The sequence below is a fragment of the Ruegeria sp. HKCCA4008 genome (assembly GCF_013033125.1).
In the GTDB taxonomy this organism is placed as follows: domain Bacteria; phylum Pseudomonadota; class Alphaproteobacteria; order Rhodobacterales; family Rhodobacteraceae; genus Ruegeria.
Map to the genome: position 1 here is coordinate 67,089 of NZ_WQDM01000006.1, position 19,906 is coordinate 86,994.

The 19,906-nt window shown below is 58.8% G+C and carries 19 protein-coding genes; 15 read left to right on the forward strand and 4 right to left on the reverse strand.

Going from position 1 to position 19,906, the window contains the following annotated elements; translation table 11 throughout:
• The first annotated feature begins 37 nt into the window (after positions 1 to 37).
• Positions 38 to 1,552 (forward strand): YifB family Mg chelatase-like AAA ATPase, encoded by a 1,515-nt coding sequence (locus GOW60_RS13995; RefSeq protein WP_171229754.1) that lies wholly within the window; start codon positions 38 to 40, stop codon positions 1,550 to 1,552.
• On the opposite strand, the gene gshB is transcribed toward GOW60_RS13995, so the two are convergent.
• From gshB to rsmI, 3 genes are all read right to left on the reverse strand, one after another.
• On the reverse strand, positions 1,549 to 2,481 hold the full coding sequence (gene gshB / locus GOW60_RS14000) for a glutathione synthase (RefSeq protein WP_152456874.1): 933 nt from the start codon (positions 2,479 to 2,481) through the stop codon (positions 1,549 to 1,551). The genes GOW60_RS13995 and gshB overlap by 4 nt on opposite strands.
• A gap of 61 nt (positions 2,482 to 2,542) precedes the next feature.
• Positions 2,543 to 2,914, reverse strand: coding sequence for a YraN family protein (locus tag GOW60_RS14005; RefSeq protein WP_171229755.1), 372 nt, complete (start codon positions 2,912 to 2,914; stop codon positions 2,543 to 2,545).
• A 1-nt stretch (position 2,915) separates the two neighbouring features.
• Positions 2,916 to 3,773 carry a 16S rRNA (cytidine(1402)-2'-O)-methyltransferase gene (rsmI, locus tag GOW60_RS14010; RefSeq protein ID WP_171229756.1) on the reverse strand — a complete coding sequence of 286 codons (858 nt, stop codon included), beginning with the start codon at positions 3,771 to 3,773 and terminating at the stop codon, positions 2,916 to 2,918.
• An 88-nt stretch (positions 3,774 to 3,861) separates the two neighbouring features.
• Between rsmI and GOW60_RS14015 the strand changes: the two genes are divergently transcribed.
• From GOW60_RS14015 to murJ, 3 genes are read left to right on the forward strand one after another with little or no spacing between them, the layout of a single operon-like run.
• The gene (locus GOW60_RS14015) at positions 3,862 to 5,022 is read left to right on the forward strand and encodes a penicillin-binding protein activator (RefSeq protein WP_152456871.1); all 1,161 of its coding nucleotides are present in this window, start codon (positions 3,862 to 3,864) and stop codon (positions 5,020 to 5,022) included.
• Positions 4,982 to 7,801, forward strand: a complete 2,820-nt coding sequence (locus tag GOW60_RS14020; RefSeq protein WP_371813364.1) for a [protein-PII] uridylyltransferase — start codon at positions 4,982 to 4,984, stop codon at positions 7,799 to 7,801. Before GOW60_RS14015 ends, GOW60_RS14020 begins: the two co-directional genes overlap by 41 nt.
• On the forward strand, positions 7,798 to 9,339 hold the full coding sequence (murJ, locus tag GOW60_RS14025; protein WP_171229757.1) for a murein biosynthesis integral membrane protein MurJ: 1,542 nt from the start codon (positions 7,798 to 7,800) through the stop codon (positions 9,337 to 9,339). Before GOW60_RS14020 ends, murJ begins: the two co-directional genes overlap by 4 nt.
• On the opposite strand, the gene GOW60_RS14030 is transcribed toward murJ, so the two are convergent.
• Positions 9,340 to 10,026 carry a rhomboid family intramembrane serine protease gene (locus GOW60_RS14030; RefSeq protein WP_171229758.1) on the reverse strand — a complete coding sequence of 229 codons (687 nt, stop codon included), beginning with the start codon at positions 10,024 to 10,026 and terminating at the stop codon, positions 9,340 to 9,342.
• Between the two features lie 86 nt (positions 10,027 to 10,112).
• Between GOW60_RS14030 and trpS the strand changes: the two genes are divergently transcribed.
• The 11 genes from trpS (at position 10,113) to GOW60_RS14085 (ending at position 19,671) form a co-directional block, all read left to right on the forward strand.
• Positions 10,113 to 11,141 carry a tryptophan--tRNA ligase gene (gene trpS / locus GOW60_RS14035; protein ID WP_171229759.1) on the forward strand — a complete coding sequence of 343 codons (1,029 nt, stop codon included), beginning with the start codon at positions 10,113 to 10,115 and terminating at the stop codon, positions 11,139 to 11,141.
• A gap of 59 nt (positions 11,142 to 11,200) precedes the next feature.
• Positions 11,201 to 12,064: a branched-chain amino acid aminotransferase gene (locus tag GOW60_RS14040; RefSeq protein ID WP_171229760.1), complete on the forward strand. Its 864-nt coding sequence runs from the start codon at positions 11,201 to 11,203 to the stop codon at positions 12,062 to 12,064.
• Between the two features lie 77 nt (positions 12,065 to 12,141).
• Entirely contained in the window at positions 12,142 to 12,597 is a 456-nt protein-coding gene (locus GOW60_RS14045) for a universal stress protein (protein WP_152456865.1), read from the forward strand.
• A 9-nt stretch (positions 12,598 to 12,606) separates the two neighbouring features.
• The gene (locus GOW60_RS14050) at positions 12,607 to 13,200 is read left to right on the forward strand and encodes a 2-hydroxychromene-2-carboxylate isomerase (RefSeq protein WP_171229761.1); all 594 of its coding nucleotides are present in this window, start codon (positions 12,607 to 12,609) and stop codon (positions 13,198 to 13,200) included.
• A 69-nt stretch (positions 13,201 to 13,269) separates the two neighbouring features.
• Entirely contained in the window at positions 13,270 to 13,833 is a 564-nt protein-coding gene (locus GOW60_RS14055) for a NifU family protein (protein WP_152456863.1), read from the forward strand.
• Complete coding sequence (gene tsaB / locus GOW60_RS14060) at positions 13,823 to 14,413, forward strand: tRNA (adenosine(37)-N6)-threonylcarbamoyltransferase complex dimerization subunit type 1 TsaB (protein WP_171229762.1); 591 nt, start codon at positions 13,823 to 13,825, stop codon at positions 14,411 to 14,413. Before GOW60_RS14055 ends, tsaB begins: the two co-directional genes overlap by 11 nt.
• Positions 14,410 to 14,844 carry an N-acetyltransferase gene (locus tag GOW60_RS14065; RefSeq protein WP_171229763.1) on the forward strand — a complete coding sequence of 145 codons (435 nt, stop codon included), beginning with the start codon at positions 14,410 to 14,412 and terminating at the stop codon, positions 14,842 to 14,844. Before tsaB ends, GOW60_RS14065 begins: the two co-directional genes overlap by 4 nt.
• Positions 14,845 to 14,983: 139 nt before the next feature.
• A complete protein-coding gene (locus GOW60_RS14070) occupies positions 14,984 to 15,982 on the forward strand; it encodes a BMP family protein (protein WP_171229764.1) in 999 nt (332 codons plus the stop codon).
• Positions 15,983 to 16,077: 95 nt separating this feature from the next.
• Positions 16,078 to 17,607, forward strand: a complete 1,530-nt coding sequence (locus GOW60_RS14075; protein ID WP_152456859.1) for an ABC transporter ATP-binding protein — start codon at positions 16,078 to 16,080, stop codon at positions 17,605 to 17,607.
• 1 nt (position 17,608) lies between these two features.
• A complete protein-coding gene (locus GOW60_RS14080; RefSeq protein WP_152456858.1) occupies positions 17,609 to 18,703 on the forward strand; it encodes an ABC transporter permease in 1,095 nt (364 codons plus the stop codon).
• A complete protein-coding gene (locus tag GOW60_RS14085) occupies positions 18,703 to 19,671 on the forward strand; it encodes an ABC transporter permease (RefSeq protein WP_152456857.1) in 969 nt (322 codons plus the stop codon). Before GOW60_RS14080 ends, GOW60_RS14085 begins: the two co-directional genes overlap by 1 nt.
• The last annotated feature ends 235 nt before the right edge of the window (positions 19,672 to 19,906 follow it).

Here is a 19,906-nt window from a genome sequence, read left to right on the forward strand (position 1 = left end):
TGGCAGCAACACCCTGTTAACCAAGAACAGGACTGCCATGGTCGCCCGCGCCCACACTGTTGCCTTTCACGGCGTCGAAGCCCGCCCGGTCGAGGTGCAATGTGCCGTATCGCCCGGCTTGCCGGCCTTTTCCATCGTTGGCCTTCCCGACAAAGCCGTGTCCGAAGCCCGCGACCGTGTCCGCAGCGCGCTGAGCGCGATGGCCATCGCTCTGCCCTCGAAACGAATTACGATCAACCTGTCTCCTGCGGATCTGCCCAAGGAAGGCAGCCATTTCGACCTGCCCATCGCAGTCGCGCTGTTGTCGGCACTCGAGGTCATCCCAGCCGATGCCGCCGAAGGAACGGTCGCACTGGGAGAGTTGTCGCTTGATGGATCTCTGGTACCTGTCGTCGGCGCCCTGCCCGCGGCCATGACGGCCGCGTCCGAAGATCGCATGTTGCTGTGTCCCAAAGCTTCCAGCGCCGAGGCTGCATGGGTCGACGCCACTCAGGTTATCGGCGCGGGCTCCCTGGGCGATGTTGTCCGCCATTTCTCGGGACAGTCCCCTTTGCCGGCGGCACAACCCGGCGAGGTGAATCTGACGCCCAGCGTGCGGGATCTGCGCGATGTAAAGGGGCAGGAACGCGCCAAGCGCGCCTTGGAAATCGCGGCAGCCGGGCGTCACCATCTGATCATGATCGGCACGCCGGGGTCGGGCAAATCCATGCTGGCTGCACGGCTTCCGGGCATCTTGCCTCCGCTGACCGCAGTCGAAGCGTTGGAAACTTCGATGATCCAGTCCCTGTGCGGGTTGCTGGACGAAGGCGGCATCAACCGCACACGTCCTTTTCGGGAACCGCATCATACGGCCTCGATGGCAGCCATTGTTGGTGGTGGCAAAGGTGCCAAGCCCGGTGAGATCTCATTGGCGCATAACGGCGTGCTGTTCATGGATGAGTTCCCCGAATTTCCCCGTACGGTTCTGGAGACCCTGCGCCAGCCAATTGAGTCCGGAGAAGTCATGGTGGCGCGGGCCAATGCCCATGTGAAATACCCCTGTCGTTTCATGCTGGTGGCCGCCGCGAACCCGTGCAAATGCGGCTACATGACGGATCCATCGCGCGCCTGCTCTCGCGCACCCGGCTGCGGCGAGGATTATCTGAACCGTATCTCGGGACCCCTCATGGACAGGTTCGACCTGCGGATCGAAGTTCCGCCTGTGGGCTTCACCGATCTTGATCTGCCCCCATCCGGCGACAGCTCGGCGACGGTTGCCGGGCGGGTTGAAACCGCCCGCGCCATACAGGCAGAGCGGTTTCGGGGAATGCCAGAGATGCGCCAGAATTCCGACGCCGAAGGCAAGGTTCTGGAACAGATCGCAACACCCGATGCAGAAGGAAAAGCGGTTTTGCTGAAGGCCGCAGATCGGTTCGGCCTATCGGCCCGTGCCTTTCATCGGATCCTGAGAGTGTCGCGAACGATCGCCGATCTGGACGGTTCAACCGACATCCGCAGGCCACATGTCGCAGAGGCGCTGAGCTTTCGCATCAGCGCCCGCGTCATGGCTTAAACCTTGGCTTCAATCGCCTGCCAGATCTTTTCGGCAATGTTCACGCCGTCGAACCGTTCCAGCTCTTGAATACCGGTGGGCGAGGTCACGTTGATCTCGGTGAGATAGTCGCCAATGATGTCGATCCCGACAAAAATCTGACCTTTTTCCTTCAGCAGCGGCCCGATGGCGGCGCAGATCTCCAGATCACGCTCTGACAACCCGATCTTTTCCGGGCGCCCGCCCACATGCATGTTTGACCGCGTTTCGCCCGCGGCCGGCACCCGGTTGATTGCGCCAACCGGTTCACCGTCCACGAGGATCACCCGCTTGTCGCCATTGCTGACATCCGGCAGGAACTTTTGCACGATCAGAGGCTCGCGCGAGAACCCCGTGAACAGCTCGTGCAGAGAGGTCAGATTGCGGTCATTGGCATCCAGTCGGAACACGCCCGCACCGCCATTGCCATAAAGCGGCTTGAGGATGATATCGCCGTGCTTTTCCTTGAACGCCTTGATCGTTTTTATGTCACGGGCAATCGTTGTCGGCGGCGTCAGGTCAGGGAAATCCAAAACCAGCAGTTTTTCAGGATAGTTCCGAACCCAGAACGGGTCGTTGACCACAAGCGTTTGCCCTTTCAGGCGGTCCAGCAGATGGGTGGACGTGATGTAATGCATGTCAAAGGGTGGATCCTGACGCAGCCAGACCACGTCGAAATCGGCCAGGTCAACTTCACGTTCGGGGCTCAGAACCGCTGGATCGCCAGCGACCCGCTGCACAGTCATGTCATGGCCGCGCGCCGTGATACGACCTTCCTGATAGGCCAGCTGATCCGGCCCATAGAAAAACAACGAATGACCGCGCGCCTGCGCCTCTTCCGCCAGACGGAATGAGCTGTCGGCGTTGATGTCCACGGCCCCGATCGGGTCCATTTGAAAGGCGATTTTCATGGCGTGTCCCTCAGTTTCACGCAAGATACATGGCCCAGCAGGCCTGAGGGTTCAATGGGGCTTAGGCGTGACCGAAGGCGTTTTCGATGATTTGAACCGCGCCAGTGCCATCTACCAGTGCCGCGTCAAAGCGGACATTGGTCAATTGCCCACCTGGTTCGTTTTCCAGGTATTGCGCGGCTGAAGCACAGATTCGGTCGATTTGTCTTTGGCTGATCCGGGCTGCAGCTTTTTCGAAACTGGAGCTTTTCTTGACCTCGATGAACACCAGCCCATCGCCGTCCCGCACAATCAGATCGATTTCACCACCGGCACCCCGCCACCGATGATGCGCAATTGCAAACCCCCGGCGCTCGTAGTCCATGGCTACCCGAAGCTCGGCTGACTGTCCCGCCTGATAGGAAACCGAGCCCTGAATTGCACGCCGCCCCATGTCATCCCTTTCCCAGTTTCAGAGCTTTCTGGTAAATTGGACGGCGCGGCAGATCATACATTTCTGACACAAGATCCGCTGCGTCCCTGACCGAATGAGTTTCCAAAGCTCGCTTCAAAGCCTCTTCTACGTCGGATTCGTTAACACTTTGCGAATGGCTACGGTCCACCAGCAGAACGATCTCACCCTTGACCGGTTTTTCCTGAATTTCCGCCGCCAGATCCGCCAGGCTTCCACGACGGATTTCTTCGAACTTTTTCGTCAGTTCACGGCACAAGGCCGCCTGACGGTCTGCCCCCAGGCATTCCGCAAGATCTGCAAGGCTGGCCGAGACGCGTTTTGGGGATTCATAGAACACCAAGGTGCCTGGTATGTTTTTCAAAGCCTCAATCCGGGTCCGGCGTGCGCCCGATGCATTGGGCAAGAAACCTGCGAAAAAGAATGAATCCGTTGGCAGGCCCGCCAGGGTCAGCGCTGTTATGGCAGCGGATGCCCCGGGCGCACAGGTCACCATATGCCCGGCTTCGGCCGCCTGCTTGCCCAGATCATATCCCGGATCAGCGATCAGCGGCATACCCGCCTCGGATGCATAGGCGACCGATTGCCCCTGTGCCAAGGCATCCATAAGCCTGCCACGCGCCCCGGCGCCGCTGTGATCATGGTAGGCTTGGATATGCCGACCCTCCAGGGGGATGCCATGGATTTCCATCAACCGCCGCAGGCTCCGGGTGTCCTCCGCCGCTATCACATCGGCCGAGGCCAGAACATCCAGCGCCCTGAGCGTAATGTCGCGCGCGGTTCCGATCGGAGTGGCAACAAAATACAGGCCCGCAGCCAATCTGATCTTTTGGAAATTCAAAGCTGGACCCTCACAGCGTGACGTTTATTATCGCGGCTCAACAGAACAGAAGCATTCACAGCCGCCGGATCAGGGAGTTTTCATTTAGATGTTTACCGTTTGCAAGCCCGTAAGCAAGCTGGCGAAAGCCGCCATTGCCCTGACGACCGCAGCATTTCTGGCCGCTTGTGAGCCGGGCGGCGTTGGGGGTGGCCCTTCGATTGACACGTCGAATCCTGTTCCGGTTGCTTTGCTGGTTCCCCGCTCGGGCGACGCCGCGCTGGCGCAGAGCCTTGAGAATGCGGCCCGTATGGCAATGTCCGATCTGCCTAACGTCAAAATCGACCTGCGTGTTTACGATACAGCAGGAAACCCGACCACGGCGACAGCGGTGGCCCAGCAGGCCGTTGCCGAAGGCGCCAAGATCATTGTCGGCCCTGTTTACGCCCAGGCGGCAAACGCTGCCGGACTGGCCGTACTGAACAATAACGTGAATGTTCTTTCGTTCTCGAACAACACCAGCATTGCGGGTGGCAATGTATTTGTACTTGGACCGACCTTTGAAAACACCGCCAACCGGCTGGTGAATTATGCGGGCAGGCAAGGCAAAACGAACACGGTTATCGTGCACAGCAATGATGCCGCGGGGCAAGTGGGGCAAGCTGCCATCGCCAATGCTCTGGCAAACAGCCGGGTCAACAATGCGGGAACGGTCGGATACGACCGGTCGCAACAGGGTGTCATCAACTCGGTTCCCACCATCAAGGCCACCGTCGATTCGACAGGGGCGGACTCGATTTTCATGACGGCAACGACAGCGGGTGCCTTGCCACTTTTCTCGCAATTGCTGCCTGAGGCCGGCGTTTCTCCGGCGACGACACAATTCATCGGTCTAACCCGTTGGGATATCCCCCCGCAAACGCTGGAGCTGCCGGGCGTGCAAGGGGGATGGTTCGCCCTGCCCGACCCGTCAAAGGCCCAAGCCTATCGTCAACGCTATAACGCGACATATGGAGAAGCGCCTCATCCGATCAGCGGTCTGGCCTATGACGGAATAGCGGCGATTGGTGCTTTGGTCAGCCAGGGCAAATCCAATGCTCTGACCGGTGCTGCCCTGACCCAAAATGCCGGTTTCCAAGGTGTTGGCGGTATCTTCCGCCTCCGCCCGAACGGCACCAATGAACGCGGCCTTGCCGTAGCGACGATTCAGAATAAACAGGTGGTTGTGATTGACCCTGCCCCGCAAAGCTTCTCTGGTGCCGGTTTCTGAGCGATCGGGCGAGACCATGGCGCCGGATGGCGCGCTAATTTGCCCTGCCGAAAACATCTTTGACAGCGTCAGCGTCAATGATGCGCTGGCTGAGGTGTTCGAGACCAGCTCTGACAACAGCAAAATGCGTTCTGAAACAGTGCGCATCCTGCGTGACGCTCAGAAAGCGGGCCGTAAAGCCATTGCCGATGCCTTCAGCGAGCGTCCGTTCGACGCGCGCGCGCTGACCCGCTCCTATACCTACCTGACGGACCAGCTGGTCGGAACCGCGATGCTGGTCTCCAGCACGCGTTTGCATCCGCTTGCGACGCCAACACAAGGTGAAAAGATCGCCGTACTGGCCGTTGGCGGGTACGGGCGCGGTGAAATGGCACCGTCTTCTGATGTCGATCTGCTGTTTCTGACCCCCTACAAAATCACCGCCTGGGCCGAGAGCGTCATCGAATCGATGCTTTATATCCTTTGGGATCTCAGGCTTAAGGTCGGGCATTCCTCGCGCACGATCAAAGACTGCCTTCGGCTGGGCACCGAGGATTTCACGATCCGCACGGCAATGCTTGAACAACGCTATTTGGCGGGCGACAAGGCACTGGCCGACGAGCTTGAGCGACGCCTGAAAACCGAGCTGTTCAAAGGAACCGAGCGGGAATTCATCGAAGCCAAACTGAACGAACGAGATGAGCGGCACCTGAAACAGGGTGAGCGCTACAAGGTCGAACCCAACGTGAAAGAGGGCAAAGGGGGGTTGCGCGACCTCCAATCCCTCTACTGGATCGCAAAGTATATCTATGGCGTTCAGGACGTGGCCGAGCTGGTGCCTTTGGGCCTTTTCACCCCGGAAGAGTTCAAGACCTTCGTTCAGGCCGAAGAATTTCTTTGGGCCGTTCGTTCGCATTTGCATCTGGTGACGGGTCGCGCCACCGAGCAACTGACCTTTGACATGCAGGTCGAGGTTGCCGCGCGCATGGGCTATGAGGATCACGCCGGTCGCCGGGCGGTCGAGGTGTTCATGCAACGCTATTTCCGCGAAGCCACGCGTGTGGGCGAGTTGACGCGGATTTTTCTGACGAAGCTTGAGGCGCTGCACGTGAAAGGCGCACCTTTGCTGGAGCGTATTTTCCGCAGACGCCGGCGGGTCAAAGCGGGATACCGGGTTGTTCACGGTCGTCTGGACATAGCGGACCCTGACAAATTTCTGTCCGACAAGGTAAACCTTCTGCGCCTGTTCGAAGAAGGCTTGCGAACGGGAATGCTGATCCATCCGGATGCCATGCGTCTGGTGGCGGCAAATCTGCATCTGATCGACGACGAAATGCGAAATGACAAAGAAGCGCGGCGCATCTTTCTGGACCTGATGCTGAAACACGGCAACCCAGAGCGAGCCTTGCGGCGGATGAACGAACTGGGTGTACTGTCCGCCTTCCTGCCCGAGTTCGAGCCCATCGTGGCAATGATGCAGTTTAACATGTACCACAGCTATACGGTGGACGAGCATACCATCCAGTGCATCGTGAACCTGGCCCAGATCGAACGCGGAGAGCTGATCGAATCGCTGCCTCTTGCCTCTTCGATTCTGAAAGGTGGGGTCAATCGCAAGGTGCTGTATGTCGCCCTGTTGCTGCATGATATCGCAAAGGGACGACCCGAAGATCACTCGATTCTTGGAGCACAGATCGCGCGCAAGGTGGCACCACGACTGGGCCTGAACAAAGCAGATTCGGAAACGGTCGAATGGCTGGTGCGTTATCACCTGCTCATGTCCGATATGGCACAGAAACGTGACATTTCAGACCCCCGCACAGTGCGTGATTTCGCCAAGGCAGTTCAAACCGTCAAACGGCTGGACCTGTTGACCGTTCTGACCGTCTGCGACATTCGCGGCGTGGGGCCGAACACATGGAACAACTGGAAAGCCACGCTTTTGCGTGCCCTTCACGCCGAAACCAAGCGCGCGCTGGAAACCGGGATGGAGGACCTCAACCGCGCCAATCGCGGCGCCGAGGCAAAGAAAGCCCTGCGCACCGAACTGGCAGCCTGGTCCAAGGCCGACCTCAAATCCGAGACGGGGCGCCACTATGACCCATATTGGCAGGGTCTCAATCTGGCCACACATGTCGAGTTTGCGAACATGCTGCGTGCGCTGGAACAAAGCGGCGACCCCGGCGCGATGGAGATCCGCCTGCAACCGGACGAGGATCGCGACGCAACCCGAGCCTGTTTTGCGATGGGCGACCACCCCGGTATCTTTGCCCGCATTGCCGGCGCGCTGGCCCTGGTCGGCGCCAATGTCGTTGATGCGCGCAGCTATACGACCAAAGACGGCTACGTCACCGATGCATTCTGGATTCAGGACGCCGAAGGGCACCCGTTTGAAGCCTCGCGCCTGCCACGTCTTACGCAGATGATCCACAAGACATTGCGCGGCGAAGTGGTTGCGAAGGAGGCGTTGAAATCACGCGACAAGATCAAGAAACGCGAGCGTGCCTTCAACGTTCCAACGCATATCACCTTCGACAATGACGGTTCTGAAATATACACGATCATCGAAGTGGACACCCGCGACCGTCCGGGGCTGTTGTTTGACCTGACCCGGACCCTCGCCGCAGCGAATGTCTACATCGCCAATGCCGTGATCGCGACCTATGGCGAACAGGTGGTCGATACGTTTTACGTCAAAGATATGTTCGGCTTGAAATACCATTCGGAAAGCAAGCAACGTGGGCTTGAGGCCAAGCTGCGCAAGGCGATCACCGAAGGTGCTGAGCGTGCGGCCTCATGAAGCAGATCCGTTTGTTTTCAGGCCTGTTCACGGTCGGCTTCTGGACGCTGGCCAGTCGAATACTGGGGTTTCTGCGGGAAATTCTGCTGACCGCCTTCATCGGCCCCGGGCCGGTGATGGATGCTTTCGTCGCGGCCTTTCGCCTGCCGAACATGTTCCGCCGCTTTTTCGCCGAAGGTGCGTTTAACGCTGCTTTTGTGCCCATGTTCTCGAAACGGCTGGAGGCGGACGAGAACCCCCAAGGGTTCGCGCAAGATGCGTTCAACCTGTTGGCCGTGGCCGTTCTGGCGCTGGTCGGGCTGGCCATGGTTTTCATGCCGGGTCTGGTGTGGCTGACGGCCGAAGGGTTCCATGGGGATGAACGTTTCGAGCTGGCCGTGGACTATGGCTATGTCGTGTTCCCGTATATCCTTTTCATGTCCTTGGCGGCGTTGTTTTCGGGGGTATTGAACGCCACCGGCAGGTTCGCAGCGGCCGCAGCGGCACCTGTTTTGCTGAACATCTTTGCCTGCACCGCGCTGATCGCCGGGGCCATCTCTGGCGGTGAGGTGATACGATGGCTGATCTCGGTCATTCCGGTCGCCGGCGTCGCACAACTGGTGCTGGTCTGGGTGGCGACCGAACGTGCAGGTATCCGTATCCGCCCCGGCCTGCCCCACCTGACGCCCGAGATGCGCCGGATGGTCCGCATCGCGGTTCCCGCCGCCTTGGCCATGGGGGTTACGCAGGTCAATCTGGTGGTCGGACAGCTGGTGGCGTCAAAGACCGAAAAGGCCGTGAGTTGGCTGTTCGCCGCGGATCGCCTGTACCAACTGCCTTTGGGCGTCGTCGGAATCGCCATTGGCATTGTCCTGCTGCCCGACCTGTCCCGCCGCCTGCGCGCCGACGACAAGGAAGGGGCCCGCAACGCGTTTTCCCGCGCCGGGGAATTCATGCTGCTGTTGACGCTGCCCTCGACCGTGGCGTTCCTGATCATCCCGAACCCGCTGGTTTCGGTGCTGTTCGAACGGGGACAGTTCAGCCCCGAGGATACCGCTGCGACAGCGCTGGCGGTCGCGATCTATGGCATCGGTCTGCCTGCATTCATGCTGCAAAAACTGCTGCAACCCCTTTTCTTTGCGCGCGAGGATACGCGTTCCCCGTTTCGCTATGCGGTGGTCGCAATGGTCGTGAACGCAGCCTTGGCGTTTGGCCTTTTCCCGCTGGTGGGTTGGATCGCCCCTGCGATTGCCGCGTCAACTGCCGGCTGGGCCATGGTTGTTCTTCTGGCGATCGGGGCACGTCGCATGGGCGAAGAAGCGCGTTTCGATGATCGTTTCAGGGCACGTGCAGGCCGGATCGTTCTGGCCTCGGTCGGTATGGGCGCGGTTTTGTTTGCGTTGATCCACTTCTTAGGTTGGACGCTGGACATTCCCGGCTGGCGCTATCTTGCGCTTTTGGTCCTGATCGTGGTCGCCGCCGTCTCGTATTTTTGTCTTGGTCATGTCCTGGGAGCGTTCAGATTGTCAGAGTTCAAACGCGCCTTGCGCCGGGCCTGATCAATCGCGGCGGATGCGCCCGACGATCCGGGCCCAGGCCCCCGGCGCCACCAGAAAGGACATGCCAAAGCCGGTGGCAAACCCGCCCAGATCGGCGACCCATTCCGCGTTTCCGCCGAAGATCAGACCAAATAGGAACTGAATGCCCATCAGAACGGCGATCAGTTGGAACGCCCTTGCCTGATTTGCCCCCACAAGCGACAGTTTGCGCCACAACAACCACGTGAATGCTCCGATCAGGCCATAAACAGGTGGAAACCCTCCGATCAGGGGATAGCGCGGGTCCAACAAAACGGCATAACTCAACGCGCCGCCAATCCCCGAGACGACGAAGATCAGCAGCATGGGGACACCACCGAAGACCTCACCAACCATTTTTCCCATCGCCAGAACGAAGACACAGACAAAAATCGCCTGCGTAAAGTTGGCGGATACAAAGGGATAGGTCACGAACCGGACCAGATGTTCGAACGGCCAACGCCCGTTCAGCACCATCCAATCGAAAATATCCGCCGAGAAGGCATAGTGCTGTATCGCGTCCAAACGCCAGCCCACTGCCGCCGGCCCTCCGACCAGACCGCGCGATCCCAGCGTGAAGGCCAGTTCGATGCCGATGATGAACAGAACCAGCGCCACCACAACAGGCGGCAACGGGTTTACGGCGGGTGTGTAATGCTCACTGCTCATCGGGCTGGCCTTTCGCGGCTGTTGACGTCCCTTTGCCTCATGGGTAAGCGACGGGGGCTGATTTTTCCAGACAGGAGTTCCCTTTGATGACCGAGACCCAGTTCACGCCGCGCGTGTTTTCCGGCATCCAGCCTTCTGGCGGGCTGACCCTGGGCAACTATCTGGGCGCGATGAAGCGCTTTGTGGATATGCAGGGTGCAGAGTTTCAAACCATCTACTGCATGGTAGACCTGCATGCGATCACCACTTGGCAGGACCCCGCGGCACTGACCCACAATACGCGTGAACTGTGCGCGGGCTTCATTGCAGCTGGTATCGATCCGGAACAATCGATCCTGTTCAACCAAAGCCAGGTGCCGGAACATGCGCAGCTTGGCTGGATCTTCAACTGCGTCGCCCGCATGGGCTGGATGCAGCGGATGACCCAGTGGAAAGACAAGGCGGGCAAAAACCAGCAGAATGCCTCGTTGGGCCTGTTTGCCTACCCATCACTGATGGCTGCGGACATCCTCATCTACCACGCGACCCACGTACCGGTCGGGGAAGACCAGAAACAGCATCTTGAGCTGACTCGCGACATCGCCATCAAGTTCAACAACGATTTCGGCGTCGATTTCTTTCCCGTCACCGAGCCGGTGATCGAAGGTGCGGCCACACGGGTCATGAGCCTGAGGGACGGATCAAAGAAGATGTCGAAATCCGATCCTTCTGACATGAGCCGGATCAACCTGACGGATGACGCCGAAGCGATTGCCAAGAAAATCCGCAAAGCCAAGACCGACCCTGATGCTCTGCCGTCAGAGGCCGAAGGGCTCGAGGACCGCCCCGAGGCGCGTAACCTGGTCAATATCTACGCGGCCCTGAACGATCAAACCATCGAACAGGTTCTGTCCGAAGTAGGCGGCAAGCAGTTCGGTGAGTTCAAACCGATGCTGGCCGATCTGGCAGTGGCGAAACTGGCTCCGATCTCGACCGAAATGTCACGCCTGATGGGGGATCAGGCCGAGATTGACCGGATTCTCGCCCGCGGCGCCGAGCGCGCACGTGAAATCGCTGCTCCGATCCTGCAAAAGACCTACGAAATCGTTGGCATGGTCGGCGCCGCATCACGCTGATTGCACTGGACCTTCGCCTGACGCCCTCCTAGGGTTTGCCTGAATCAAAGGAGGGCGTCATGGCAACCGGCACGAACATCCGGACCTATTTTCAAGGCCAATGGCATGAGGGGGACGCACCCATCATGCGTGCGGCGGATCATGGCGCCTGGCTGGGATCTTCGGTCTTTGACGGCGCGCGATATTTTGACGGCGTGGCCCCGGATCTGGAGGCCCATTGCGCACGGGTGAACCGGTCAGCCGAAGCCTTGATGCTGACGCCGACCATGACGACCGAACAGATGGTCGAGTTGATACGCGAAGGGTTGCAGGCCTACAGCCCGGACACAGCCGTTTACATTCGTCCGATGTACTGGGGGATCGACGGTGACAGCACGGCAATAGTCCCGCAGGAAAACAGCACCGGTTTTGCCATCTGCCTGGAAGAAATCCCGATGGCCCCGGAAACCGCGTCGGCCACTCTGTCGACCACGCGCTTCCGCCGCCCGGTTCTGGAAAGCGCGGTCGTAAACGCCAAGGCGGGGTGCCTTTACCCCAACAACGCCCGCATGCTGCAAGAGGCGCGCTCGAAAGGCTTTTCCAACGCTTTGGTGGCCGATGCGATGGGGCATGTGGCGGAAACGGCGACGGCCAACATCTTCATGGTGAAGGATGGCGAAGTCTTTACACCGATCCCGAATGGAACCTTCCTGGCCGGCATTACCCGAGCACGGCATATCAAAAACCTGCGCGCAGATGGAGTAAAGGTCCACGAAACGGTTCTGAGCTTCGAGGATTTCCACGAGGCCGACGAGGTCTTCATGTCCGGCAACATGAGCAAGGTCACACCGGTAACTGCGCTGGAGGATACGCATTTTCAGGTGGGTCCTGTTGCTCGCCGTGCCCGCGCGCTTTATTGGGATTGGGCTGCAAGCGAACGCTAGCGCAAAGCCTCAGGCTTGCCCGAGTTGCCAGCGTGCGATCGGTCGGGCATGATCCCGGAAACCTAAAGAGGATACCCATGCGTAAGTTCCTAGTCGTTCTGGATGACAGCCGCGAATGCCTGAACGCGATGCGGTTTGCCGCGATGCGGGCTGCCCATACCGGAGGTGGTGTGACGGTCCTGTCTGTCATCCCGCCCGACGAGTTCAATCACTGGATCGGTGTGGCCGAAACCATGCGTGAAGAAGCCCGCGAACGTATCCACGCGCATTTCGAAGTGTTTGCCAAATGGATGCGGGACAAGCAGAACGTGGAACCTGAACTGGCCATTCGCGAAGGTGATCCCGTGGCACAGATCATTGAACATGTTCAGTCCGATCCCGAGATTGGTGTTCTTGTACTTGGGGCGGGGACCGACAAAAAAGGTCCTGGTCCCTTGGTGACTCAACTGACGAAGAATTCGGGGAGCCTGCCGATTCCGATCACGATCGTTCCGGGCAATCTGAGCAAAGAGAAGCTGGAAGAAATAACCTGAGGCGCGGCGATGGCGAAGACGATACAGTTTTGGTTCGAATTCGCCTCGACCTATTCCTACCTCAGCGCGATGCGGATCGAAGCGGCCGCGCAAAACAAAGGCGTTGCCATTGAATGGCACCCGTTCCTGTTGGGTCCGATTTTCGCGGAACAAGGATGGCGCACCTCACCTTTCAACCTGTATCCGGCCAAAGGGCGGTACATGTGGCGCGATATGGAACGTCTGTGCAAGGCGCGCGGGCTTCCTTTTGCAAAGCCTGATCCATTTCCGCAGAATTCGCTCAGGGCAGCACGTCTGGTTCTGGCCATCGAGGATCATCGGGAACGGGCTGCGTTTGTTCGGGCCGTCTTCAGCGCCGAATTCGGCGCCGGGCAGAATATCTCAGAGGACAGCGTACTGGCCTCCTGCCTCGAAGAGGCAGGGCTGCGCAGCAGCCTGATGAACCGCGCAGGGGACCCGGAAATAAAACAGGCCCTGTTCGAACAATCTGCCCGCGCCAAGGCGCTTGGCCTGTTTGGTGCACCAAGTTTTCTGGCCGGGGAAGAGTTGTTCTGGGGCGATGACCGTCTGGATGACGCATTAGAATACTCTTCCACAATTTAGAATCGTTCCAAATCTTGACTTCCCGTGCGCCTGCGCGCATATCAGAAGCACATCAGACGGAGCGCCCTCATGTTCATCCAGACCGAATCCACCCCCAATCCGGCCACGTTGAAATTCCTGCCCGGCCAAACGGTGCTGGAAGCTGGAACAGCGGATTTCCCAACTGCGGAAGCGGGCGAAAAATCGCCTCTGGCCAAACGCATTTTTGCGGTCAACGGTGTGACTGGCGTGTTTTTTGGCAACGATTTTGTCACCGTTACCAAATCGGACGACGTTCAGTGGGACCACATCAAACCGGCCATTCTTGGCGCGGTGATGGAGCATTATCAATCCGGCCAACCTGTTATGGGCGCAGATTCCGCCGGAGCCTCGGGCCATGCCGAGCACTCTGGTGAAGACGCTGATATCGTCAACCAGATCAAGGACTTGCTGGACAGCCGTGTGCGTCCTGCCGTGGCTCAGGATGGGGGTGATATCACGTTCCACGGATTTGATCGCGGCGTGGTCTATCTGCACATGCAGGGGGCCTGCGCGGGTTGCCCGTCTTCGACATTGACCCTGAAGATGGGTATCGAAAACCTTCTGCGCCATTACATTCCAGAAGTGACCGAGGTTCGCCCTGTTGCCGTCTAACCCGACGATTCTGGCGTTTGACACATCGGCCGCGCATTGCGCGGCCGCTTTGTTGCGCGACGGCGAAATCGTGACGTCTCGTGCCGAAGCGATGCCACGCGGTCAGGCCGAACGATTGATTCCGCTGTTGGAAGACGTTCTGGCGGAAACCGGGTGTGATTGGGCCGGTTTGGACGCGCTCGGCGTTGGGATTGGGCCCGGCAACTTCACCGGCATCCGTATTTCGGTCTCGGCCGCGCGGGGTCTTGCACTTGGGCTTGAAATCCCTGCGGTCGGAGTTTCCGGCTTCGATGCCCTGCGTGAGCTGGCGGAAGACGGGCAGATACCGGCGATCCCTGCCCCACGCGACCAAGTTTATGTGAAAATGCCCGGTGCCGATCCGTGTCTCTTGCCTCGGGCCGAAGCGGAACTTGGCGGGCCGTTGTTCTCCTGCTCTGACCCTGCCTTGCTGGCACAATCCATCGCCCTTGTGGCCGCACGGCGCTGGGATCGTACCAGTTTGCCGCCGGCACCTTTGTACGTCAGGCCCGCCGACGCGGCTCCGTCCCGTGATACCCCCCCTGTCCTGCTGAACGAATGACACCGCACGAGATGGCATCGACCCATGCCGCAGCGTTTTCGCACTCGCGCGGCTGGACAGAAGATGAATTCGCCGCCCTTCTTGAAAACCGCTTTACTCATGCCGTCGGAGATTCCCGGTGCTTTGCACTGTTTCAGGTAATTGCGGGCGAAGCCGAGTTGCTGACAATTGCGACCCACCCTTCGTTTCAAAGGCAGGGCCTGGCACTTCGACTCATGCAGGAATGGCATGATCAGGCGATCGATTTGCTGGCAACGCGTGCCTTTCTGGATGTCGCGGCCGACAACATTGCGGCCATTTCCCTGTACAATCGATGCGGATATCGGCAGTGCGGGCTGCGCAAGGCGTATTATGCGCGCGAAACGGGCCAAAAAACTGATGCACTTGTAATGGAATGCCGCCTGCCCCTACGGCAATCGCCCGTTTTTTAGACCATTTGGTCAGAATTCAGTTGACCATGGTGGTTGCAAACCCCCTTAATACCCGCCATCACAACAGTTATGCTCGCTAAAAGTGGGTGAACGGGGCTAATCTGACCCTGTGCCAACAAAATAAAATTGGGAGACTGAAATGACCCTGATGAAATCCTTGATGGGTGCTGCCGCTGCCGTCGCAATGTCAGCCGGAGCGGTTCTGGCCGAACCGGCGGTGATCTTTGACCTGGGCGGCAAGTTCGACAAGTCCTTCAACGAGGCCGCCTATAACGGCGCGCAGCGCTGGGCAAATGAAACCGGCGGCAAGTATCTGGAAATCGAAATTCAGGCAGAACCGCAGCGCGAACAGGCCCTGCGCCGTTTTGCGGAATCCGGTGCAAATCCGATCATCACCATGGGGTTCGGAATCGCTGACGCCCTGGCGGCTGTTGCAAGTGATTACCCCGACACCAAATTCGTCGCTGTTGACGTGACTTGGCTGGACGCTCCAAACATCCGCCAGATTGGCTTTGCCGAGCACGAAGGGTCCTACCTGGTCGGCATGATGGCCGCTATGGCGTCGAAATCCGGCACCGTTGGTTTCATCGGAGGTATGGACATCCCGTTGATTCGCCATTTCGGATGCGGCTATGCCCAGGGTGCGAAGGCCGTGAACCCAGACATCAATGTTGTTGCCAACATGACAGGAACAACACCTGCTGCCTGGAACGATCCGGTAAAGGGTTCGGAGCTTACAAAAGCGCAGATCAGCCAGGGCGCTGATGTGATTTACGCTGCGGCCGGCGGAACCGGCGTTGGCGTTCTGCAAACTGCGGCTGACGAAGGCATCCTGTCGATTGGTGTGGACAGCAACCAGAATCACCTGCACCCAGGCAAAGTGCTGACTTCGATGCTGAAGCGTGTGGACGTCGCTGTTTATGAAGCGATGAAAGCAGGCGAAAACGTTGAAACCGGCGTTTTCATCATGGGTCTGGCCGAAGATGGGGTCGGCGTTGCAATGGATGAAAACAACAAAGAGCTTGTTTCGGTTCGCATGAGCGACGCCGTCGACGAAGCTCGCAAGGCGATCATCAACGGCGACATCGAAGTTGTAAGCTATTACGAGAACGACAGCTGCCCGGCGCTGCAGTTCTGATAACGCGCGGGGCGGGAGAGTGCCTTCCGCCTCGCCACCCACTTCGCCATCCGGGCGGACAGCCGGATGGGTTTCTCGGCAGTTGAGGGCAAGACATGACCGTCCCAGCCATTGAGCTCAAAGGGATATCAAAAGCCTTTGGGCCAGTTCAGGCCAACAAAGACATCTCGATCAGCGTTGCACCCGGTACGATCCATGGGATCATCGGTGAAAACGGCGCAGGCAAATCCACGTTGATGAGCATTCTTTTCGGCTTTTACAAAGCCGACAAAGGTGAGATCTGGATCAATGGGACCAAGACCGACATCCCGGACAGCCAGGCGGCCATCGCCTCGGGCATCGGGATGGTGTTCCAGCATTTCAAGCTGGTGGAAAATTTCACAGTTCTGGAAAACATCGTACTGGGCGCCGAGGATGGCGGGCTGCTGGCGCCATCACTGGCAAAAGCCCGCAAAGAGCTGAAAGAGCTCGAGGAAGAATACGAACTGTTCGTCGATCCCGACAAGCGCATCGACGAGATCGGCGTGGGGATGCAGCAGCGGGTCGAGATCCTGAAGGCGCTGTACCGCAAGGCCGAAATTCTGATTCTGGACGAACCGACCGGCGTGTTGACCCCAGCCGAAGCCGATCAGCTGTTCCGCATCCTCGACCGGCTGCGGTCCGAGGGCAAAACGGTCATCGTGATCACCCACAAACTGCGCGAGATCATGGAAAACACCGACACGGTATCGGTTATGCGGCGCGGGCAAATGACGGCCACGGTCAAAACATCCGAGACCAGCCCCGAGGAGCTGGCCGAGCTGATGGTCGGCCGCAAGGTTCTGCTGCAAGTCGACAAAGTGCCCGCGACGCCCGGCGAACCCATTCTCGAGATCGAAAATCTCAGCGTTTTTGATTCGGCAGGCGTTGAACGGGTCAAAAATATCGACCTGACCGTACGCGCAGGTGAGATCGTCGGCATCGCCGGCGTGGCCGGCAATGGTCAATCCGAACTGCTGGAAGTTCTTGGTGGAATGCGCCCCGGACAGGGCACGATCAAGCTGAACGGCGAACCGCTGGCACTGAGTGGGGCCGGATCAGATGGTCAGGCCCGCCGCGCGCATCACATCGCCCACGTGCCCGAAGACCGGCAGCGCGAAGGCCTGATCATGGACTTCCACGCCTGGGAAAACGTGGCCTTCGGATATCACCGCGACCCGGCCTATAAACGCGGTATCTTCATGGACAACGCGGCGTTGCGCGCCGATACCGAAGCCAAGATCGAAAAATTCGACGTCCGCCCGCCCAATCCCTGGCTGGCAGCCAAAAGTTTCTCGGGCGGCAATCAGCAGAAAATCGTTGTCGCCCGCGAGATTGAACGCAACCCTGACCTGCTGCTGGTCGGGCAACCCACGCGGGGCGTGGACATCGGCGCCATCGAGTTCATTCACAAACAGATTGTCGCGCTGCGTGATCAGGGCAAGGCAATCCTGCTGGTATCGGTCGAACTGGAAGAAATCTTCTCGCTCTCGGACCGGATCGCGGTGATGTTTGACGGACATATCATGGGAGAACGCCTGCCCCATGAGACAGATGAAAAAGAACTGGGCCTTCTGATGGCCGGTGTTGCGGGAGAGGCCGCGTAACATGGAAAAAATGCCTAAATGGGCCGATGTCATTCTGATCCCCCTGATCAGTCTGATACTGGCCGCAATCCTTTCGGCGCTGGTCATCCTCGCCATCGGCGAAAACCCTGTCGAAGCCGTCAAATTGATGGTCACTGGTGCGCTGGGATCGACCTATGGCTGGGGCTATACGCTCTATTACGCGACCAACTTCATGTTTACCGGTCTTGCGGTGGCCGTCGCCTTCCATGCCCGTATGTTCAACATCGGGGGCGAAGGTCAGGCGATGCTGGGCGGGCTAGGCGTGGCCATGGTCTGTCTTTATGTCGACTGGCCGCATTGGAGCATTGCCTTGCTTGCCGCCTGTGCGGCATCGATGCTGTTCGGCGCGCTCTGGGCAGCCATTCCGGCCTATCTTCAGGCAAAGCGTGGCAGCCATATCGTGATCACCACGATCATGTTCAACTTCATCGCCGCTGCTTTCCTGAATTACATGCTGGTCAATGTCATGCGCCCCCAAGGGTCGCAGGATCCGGCCACCGCGCGGTTCTCTGAAAGCGTGCATCTGCCCTCTTTCCAGGAGATGTTCTCGACCGCAGAGAACGTTGTTTTCCGCGGCGCCCCTGCGAACATCACCTTCTTCATCGCGTTGCTTGCCTGCGTCGTTGTCTGGGCGCTGATCTGGCGCACGCGTCTGGGTTATGAAATCCGGGCTTACGGCCATTCCGAGACCGGCGCTGTCTATGCCGGTATTTCACCTGTGCGCATCACGATTGTCGCGATGCTGATTTCCGGCGGGCTGGCAGGGTTGATGGCCATCAACAATGTCATGGGCGAAGCCGAGCGACTAGTTATGAACTCGACCGAGGGAGCGGGTTTCATAGGCATCGCCGTGGCTCTGATGGGGCGTTCACATCCGTTCGGTGTGTTTCTGGCTGCGCTCTTGTTCGGATTTCTGTATCAGGGCGGCGCCGAGCTGGCGCTGTGGGCTTCGATTCCGCGGGAACTGATCGTGGTCATTCAGGCCCTGGTCATCCTGTTCACCGGCGCATTGGACAACATGGTGCGAATGCCGCTTGAAAAACTTTTCCTGGGTATGCGGAAGAGGGCTGAGTGATGGAATTTTTTGTAACCCTCATTCAGGTTCTGGATTCGACCATTCGCCTGTCCACCCCACTGCTGCTTGCCTGTCTGGCCGGTCTGTTTTCGGAACGGGCCGGGATCTTCGACATCGGCCTCGAAGGCAAAATGTTGATGTCAGCGTTCTTTTCAGCTGCAATCGCAGCTGTCACAGGGTCGGTTTGGCTGGGCCTGCTGGCTGGTATCGCATCCTCTTTGTTGCTGTCGGGCCTGCACGGGCTGGCGTCGATCACCTTCCGGGGCAACCAGTTGATATCGGGCGTGGCGATCAACTTTCTGGCCTCGGGCCTGACCGTCCTGGTCGCGCAAAGCTGGTTTCAGCAAGGTGGTCGTACACCGTCCCTGTTTGGCGGGGGCCGGTTCGAACCGATCAACTTCCCATTCGCCGAGTCCCTCGGCGGTGTGCCAATTGTTGGTCCCATCTATTCCGAATTGCTCTCGGGCCATTCGATCCTGGTTTATGTCGCGTTCCTGATGGTTCCGACCACTTGGTGGATTCTGTATCGCACCCGGTTCGGTCTGCGCCTGCGGGCGGTGGGTGAGAACCCGGCCGCAGTGGACACCGCCGGTGTCTCGGTGGTTGGCCTGCGGTTCGCCGCCGTCGCCATCTGTGGTGTGCTGTGCGGCATCGCAGGCGCCTATCTGGCTACGGCCTTGCAGGCAGGGTTTGTCAAGGAAATGACCGCCGGTCGTGGATTTATCGCCTTGGCCGCCCTGATCTTTGCCAAGTGGCGCCCGTGGCATGCCATGTGGGCCTGCTTGCTGTTTGGTCTGCTGCAAGCGATCGCGCTGCGGTTCCAAAATATCGATCTGGGTGGCGTCGTGATTCCCGTGCAGGTGATGGACGCCCTGCCCTATATTCTGACGGTGGTGATCCTTGCCGGCTTCGTCGGCAAAGCCATTCCACCTCGGGCAGGCGGAGAACCCTACGTCAAAGAGCGCTGATAAGGCCAGTTCTGAACTGAGTTTCAGTCCTGTTCGCTGCGGAGCGGCATGCAGAGTTGATTTTGCATGCCGCAACCGTTCTAAGAGGGTATGAGTGTGTACCTTCCTGCAAACTGGCAGTTGTCCGCAGACCCGATCAGCGCAAACAGGCAGGTCTGGTCGTATGTGCCGATTAGTCACATTCAATTTTTTAAATATTTAGGCGAATGCGACGCTATGGCGTTGCGCCTCTCAA